Source organism: Paraburkholderia sp. BR10937, from assembly GCF_040965695.1.
GTDB lineage: Bacteria > Pseudomonadota > Gammaproteobacteria > Burkholderiales > Burkholderiaceae > Paraburkholderia.
Genome location: NZ_JBFRCL010000086.1, coordinates 23,546 through 29,545 on the forward strand (window position 1 = coordinate 23,546; position 6,000 = coordinate 29,545).

Sequence of the window (6,000 nt, forward strand, 5' to 3'; positions counted from 1 at the left end):
GGCCGCAAAGGGGAGTTGTATAGACAGGCGCGCCAGGCTAGACTTCGGCCACTTTCGCGACTTGTATAGACAGGATTCGACCATGCTCCCGACCCTCCGCCTCACGCCCGGCCATCTGACCCTGCCCCAACTGCGCCAGATCGCGCGCGAGGCAGTGCGGCTCGAGCTCGATCCGGCCAGCTTCGCCGCCATCGACGCGGGCGCACGCGCCGTTGCCGAGATCACGGCGAAGGGCGAGCCCGCCTACGGCATCAATACGGGCTTCGGGCGTCTGGCGAGCACGCATATCCCGAGCGACCAGCTCGAACTGCTGCAGCGCAACCTGGTGCTCTCGCACGCCGTGGGCGTGGGCGAGCCGATGTCGCGTCCGGTCGTGCGTCTGCTCATGGCGCTGAAGCTGTCGAGCTTGGGCCGTGGCCATTCGGGCATCCGCCGCGAAGTGATGGACGCGCTCATCGCGCTGTTCAACGCCGACGTGCTGCCGCTCATTCCCGTGAAGGGCTCGGTGGGCGCCTCAGGCGACCTCGCGCCGCTCGCGCATATGTCGGCGGTGCTGCTCGGCATCGGCGAGGTGTTCATCCGCGGCGAGCGCGCCAGCGCCGAAGCCGGTCTCGCGGCTGCGGGCCTCAAGCCGCTCGCGCTGCAGGCGAAGGAAGGTCTCGCGCTGCTCAACGGCACGCAGGCTTCCGCCGCGCTCGCGATCTACAACATGTTCGCGATTGAAGACCTCTACCGCACGGCGCTCGTCTCGGGCGCGCTCTGCGTGGATGCGGCGGCAGGTTCGGTGAAGCCGTTCGACGCGCGCATTCACGAACTGCGCGGTCATCGCGGCCAGATCGATGCGGCCGCGGCCTATCGCACGCTGCTCGAAGGCTCGGCGATCAACCTCTCGCACCGCGACTGCGGCAAGGTCCAGGACCCGTACTCGCTGCGCTGCCAGCCGCAGGTGATGGGCGCGTGTCTGGACCAGATGCGCCACGCGGCGCAGGTGCTGCTCATCGAGGCGAACGCGGTATCCGACAATCCGCTGATCTTCCCGGAAACGAACGAAGTGCTCTCGGGCGGCAACTTCCACGCGGAACCGGTGGCCTTCGCCGCCGACAATCTCGCGCTGGCCGCCGCCGAAATCGGCGCACTGGCCGAGCGCCGCATCGCGCTGCTCATCGACGCGACGCTCTCGGGCCTGCCGCCTTTCCTCGTGAAGGACGGCGGCGTGAATTCGGGCTTCATGATCGCGCACGTCACGGCGGCTGCCCTGGCCTCGGAAAACAAGACGCTCGCGCATCCGGCCTCGGTCGATTCGCTGCCGACCTCGGCCAACCAGGAAGACCACGTGTCGATGGCGACGTTCGCCGCGCGCAAGCTCGCGGACATCGCCGACAACACGGCCAACATCCTCGCGATCGAACTGCTGGCCGCCGCCCAGGGCGTGGACCTGCGAGCGCCGCACCACACGAGCCCGGCGCTCGCGCACGTGATGCAGTCGGTGCGCGCCGAAGTGCCGCATTACGACCTCGACCGCTACTTCGCGCCGGATATCGAAGCGATCACGCGTCTCGTGCAGAACGGCGCGATCGCTTCGCACAGCCCGCTGGCATTCGAGTCCGAGGCGCAGTAACGCCCAATCACGCGCCAGCGCAAGCAGGCGTCAAGCCAACGCACGGGCCAACGCGATGAACGCTCCCGCATACCAGGGCATCAAGGACTTCATCCTCGCGCGCATTCACGCCGGTGAGTGGAGCGAGGGCGACCAGGTGCCTTCGGAGAACGAACTGGCGCGCGAGTTCAAGGTCGCGCGCATGACCGTGAACCGGGCGTTGCGCGAACTCACCGCGGAACAGGTGCTCACGCGCGTGCAGGGCGCGGGCACCTTCGTCGCGCGGCCCAAGTACGAATCGACGCTCGTCGCCATTCGCAGCATCTCCGACGAAATCCTCGCGCGCGGGCACCGCTACCGCGCCGAGGTGCTCGAGATCGGCGTGCATCGCGCCGACGAGGCGCTCGCCGTCGAAATGGGGCTCGCCGCGAACGACCAGGTGTTCAACTCGCGCGTGCTCCACTTCGAGAACGACGAGCCCGTGCAGCTCGAAGAGCGCTGGGTCAATCCCGCCATCGCGCCCGATTACGCGGCGCAGGACTTCACGCACATCACGCCGAACCAGTACCTCGTGCACGTCGCGCCGCTGCAGGGCGTGGAGTACCGCATCGAGGCGCTCGCCCCCGAGGCGCAGACGCGCGCGCACCTCGCCATGGGTGAGGCCGAGCCGTGCCTCGTGCTGCACCGGCGCACCCGCTCGCGCGGGCTCGTCGCTTCGGTCGCCAATCTCTGGCATCCGGGTAGCCGTTACCGCTTCACCGGGCATTTCTAAAGGCGGTTGAGGTCGGGCGGTCCAAGGCCATCCGCGCCGCTCGCCGCGATTTCCTCAGTCTTTTCCCTGTGCCTGGCTGACCGTCATCGGCATACCTCTTGCTCCCTTTACAGATGGCTGACCGAATTGCCGGCTGCGGCGCGCGTATGGGGCCGGACGGCCCGCGAAAGCGCGCGTGGTGTGCCGCAGCCCTTATCATTGGGAGATGACGCGAACGAAGGAGGAGCTCCGCAATGGACGATGCCAACGCCACGCTCATGCCGATGTGGCGGGCCAATCTGGCGCTGCTCACGCGCGAGGTCGGGTCCGCCACCCGGCTCGCGCGCATGATGACGTTTTCCGCGAGCTACATGAAGCTGATCGTGTCGGGCCAGCGCGACTTCAGCGCGGAGTTCGTGCGCGGCGTGGAAGCCGTCACGGGCCTGCCCGAAGGCTGGATGGACGTGAAGCACGACAGCGCCGACGTGCCCGACGAAACGCGCGAGGCGATCGCGAGCGAGACGCCGCGCGCGCGCTTTCGCGGCACCGCGCATCCGGTGCGCAAGGCGCCCGTGCTGCGCGTGGAGCCGATCTTCGGCCAGGGCGCGAAGCGCGAGGAAGCGACGGCGACGCCCGAGGCGCACCGGCGTCTCGCGGGCACGCGCAAGATCCGCGATCTCGCCGCGCAGGACGTGCGCAAGCTCGAGCGCTACCTGAGCGTGCCGCCGGTCGAGCCGGCGGTGCTGCGCTCGCGTATCGAAGACGTGATCAACTACGCCGACCCCGACGAGCGCGTGCGCGCCGATCTCGAAGGCCGCCTCGAGCAGATCGAGAAGCATCGCGAAATGCTGCTGCGGCACGTCTCGCGCCTCTACGCGCTGCTTTCGCGGCTGGGTGACGACTGACTGATTCGTTGCCCGAATCATCGTCGGAAGATCAGCGCTCCTGGACGCGCAGTTCCGCGAGGATCTGGTCGGCGAGAAAGTCGCACGGCGGTCGGTTCGAGCGCGCGCTGCGCGCGAGCACCACTTCGAGCTCGGGGAGTGCCGGCAGGCCATGCTGGCGGCCGAGCGTGACGAACGTCTCGGGCACCGCGCAGCGCGCGAGCGGCGCGATGGCGAGCCCCGCGGCCACCATGCTGCACAGGCCCATCAGGCTCGGGCTTTCATACGATGTGCGATAGGCGATCTTCGCGCGCTCCAGCGCCTGGATTGCATTCGTGTGCGCGACGCTGCCGCCGCCGAAGAGAGCGACCGGCAAGGGACGCTCGCGCCAGATCTCGCGCCCGCTCGCCGCGCTCACCGCCGCGGGGGGCGCGGCCCACACCATCGGCTCGAAGCGGATGAACTCGCCCGCGAGGCCGCGCGTGCGCGTGATGCAGGCGAGGTCGATCTTGTTGTCCTTCAGGAGCGGCAGGAGCGCGCTGCTCGGCAGCCCGATCACCTGGATCTCCACCTTCGGCCAGTTCGCCGAGAACTTGCGCAGCACCGGCGGCATGAGCGAGGACGCGTAGTCGTCGGGCACGCCGATCGACACGCGCCCCGTTACCTCCGGGTGCGCGAGCGAGGCCCACGCTTCGTCGCGCAACGCGAGCATGCGCCGCGCGTAGGCGATGAGCGTCTGGCCATCGGGCGTGGGCGTGACGCTGCGCGGCGCGCGGATGAACAGCGGCTTGCCGATGGCTTCCTCGAGCGCGCGGATCTGCATGCTGAGCGCGGCCTGCGAGCGGTGCACGAGCGCGGCGCCGCGCACGAAGCTGCCGGCGTCGGCGACGGCCACCACCATGGCGAGCACGTCGAGGTCGAGGGTCTTCATTGGTATAAGAAAAATTGATCGAAGGCTTCAATATAACGCGTTTGTCTGAACGCGGGGACGCGCCGATACTGGGGCCGTACCGACCCTTCGCGTTGTTCTTCGCCTCCGGAGAAGCCCATGTTGATGTCGCCGCCCGTCGATTTGACCTACGAACGATTCCAGCAACTGCAGATGCGGCTCGACATGTCGCGCGGCAAGCCTTCGCCCGAACAGCTCGACCTCTCGCAGGCGCTCATCGACGAGGCCGGGCAGGCGGGCTATCTCGCGCGCGATGGCTTCGATTGCCGCAACTACGGTCTGGCGAGCGGCTTGCCCGAGGCGCGCGAGCTGGGCGCCGGGCTGCTCGGCGTGCCAGCCGCCCAGGTGATCGCGGCGGGCAATTCGAGCCTCGAACTGATGCACGACGCGCTGACCTTCGCGTTGCTGCACGGCGTGCCGGCGGGCGAGGGCGCAGAGGTTGGCGCGCCATGGCGAGCGCAGGGCGAGATCGCGTTTCTGTGCCCAGTGCCGGGCTACGACCGCCACTTCGCAATCTGCGAGGCGCTGGGCGTGCGCATGATCGCCGTGGCGATGCACGAGGACGGCCCCGACATGGACCGCGTGGAAGCGCTCGTGCGCGACGATGCGTCGATCAAGGGCATGTGGTGCGTGCCGCTCTACAGCAACCCGACAGGCGCGATCTGGTCCGACGAGGTGATCCGGCGTCTGGCCGCCATGCCCGCCGCGCCCGACTTCCGGCTCTTCTGGGACGACGCCTACCGCTTCCACCACCTGAGCGACGAAGCGCACACGACGCTCGACGTATTCGAAGCCTGCGCGGCGGCGGGCCACGCAGACCGCGCGCTGATGTTCGCGTCGCTGTCGAAGGTGACGTTCGGCGGCGGGGCGTTCGCGTGGCTCGCTGCCGCGCCGCGCAACGTGGCCTGGTGGCAGAAGCACTCGGCCGTGCGCACGATCGGGCCGGACAAGCTCAACCAGTTGCGCCACGTGCGCTTTCTGCGCGACTGCACGACACTAACCGGGTTGATGGCGCGCCATCGCGCGCTGCTCAAGCCGAAGTTCGATGCGGTCGACGAGGTGTTCCGCGCGCGTCTGGCCGGCGTGCCCGGCGTGAACTGGAACGTGCCGCGCGGCGGCTATTTCATCAGCCTTTATGCGCCCGAGGGTTGCGCGCGCCGCACCGTCGAACTCGCGGCGGCGGCGGGACTCGTCCTCACCCCCGCGGGCGCGGCGTTCCCCTATGGTGTCGATCCGCAAGACAGCCATTTGCGGATTGCGCCGTCGTTTCCGGCGCTCGACGAGGTGCGCCTGGCAGCCGAGGGCATCGCGCTTTCGCTGCTGCGCGCCATCGAAGAACGGCGGGGATAGCGGCCGGGGCGGGTCCGGCGGCGCTCGCGGCGATGTGTTACAACGGCAGACGTAGCCAACGAACGTTGCCAACTTCACGCGAGGTTGCCGTGCAAGGTCTCGCCGTTTCATTGCAACGCGCGCTCGCCCGGCGCGAGCGTGAAGGCCGCGCCGATAGCGGCCGTGCGCCCACGGCGCGCCCGCGCGCGGTGGGCGCCGGCTGGTCGGTCGACGACGTCGTCTGCACGCTCGGTCCCGGCGACCGGCCTTACGAGGAGCGCCACACGAGCGCGTGCCTCGCCGTCGTGGCGGCAGGCGTATTCGGCTACCGCAGCGGCAACGCGCGCGCGCTGATGACGCCCGGCGCGCTCATGCTCGGGGAAACCGGCGCCTGCTTCGAATGCGGCCACCGTCACGCGGCGGGCGACCGCTGCCTCTCGTTCCACTACGACCCCGCCTGGCTCGACGAGCAGGCCGCAGCCGCGGGCCT

General features: G+C 69.2%; 5 protein-coding genes and 1 pseudogene. 5 read left to right on the plus strand and 1 reads right to left on the minus strand.

The features are described from left to right. Positions 1 to 82: 82 nt before the first annotated feature. From hutH to AB4Y44_RS39440, 3 genes are all read left to right on the plus strand, one after another. On the plus strand, positions 83 to 1,618 hold the full coding sequence (hutH, locus tag AB4Y44_RS39430) for a histidine ammonia-lyase (protein ID WP_368702535.1): 1,536 nt from the start codon (positions 83 to 85) through the stop codon (positions 1,616 to 1,618). A 55-nt stretch (positions 1,619 to 1,673) separates the two neighbouring features. Then, positions 1,674 to 2,369, plus strand: a complete 696-nt coding sequence (gene hutC / locus AB4Y44_RS39435; RefSeq protein WP_028206866.1) for a histidine utilization repressor — start codon at positions 1,674 to 1,676, stop codon at positions 2,367 to 2,369. A gap of 233 nt (positions 2,370 to 2,602) precedes the next feature. Continuing rightward, on the plus strand, positions 2,603 to 3,253 hold the full coding sequence (locus tag AB4Y44_RS39440; protein WP_321926769.1) for a hypothetical protein: 651 nt from the start codon (positions 2,603 to 2,605) through the stop codon (positions 3,251 to 3,253). Between the two features lie 31 nt (positions 3,254 to 3,284). Here the strand turns inward: AB4Y44_RS39440 and AB4Y44_RS39445 are convergent, their stop codons facing one another. Next, positions 3,285 to 4,163 carry a LysR substrate-binding domain-containing protein gene (locus AB4Y44_RS39445; RefSeq protein WP_368702536.1) on the minus strand — a complete coding sequence of 293 codons (879 nt, stop codon included), beginning with the start codon at positions 4,161 to 4,163 and terminating at the stop codon, positions 3,285 to 3,287. Between the two features lie 117 nt (positions 4,164 to 4,280). Here AB4Y44_RS39445 and AB4Y44_RS39450 point away from each other — a divergent pair, with 117 nt between their 5' ends. Both AB4Y44_RS39450 and AB4Y44_RS39455 read left to right on the plus strand, forming a co-directional pair. After that, complete coding sequence (locus AB4Y44_RS39450) at positions 4,281 to 5,531, plus strand: aminotransferase class I/II-fold pyridoxal phosphate-dependent enzyme (protein ID WP_368702537.1); 1,251 nt, start codon at positions 4,281 to 4,283, stop codon at positions 5,529 to 5,531. An 89-nt stretch (positions 5,532 to 5,620) separates the two neighbouring features. Beyond that, positions 5,621 to 6,000: pseudogene (locus AB4Y44_RS39455) on the plus strand (AraC family transcriptional regulator); the annotation flags it as partial.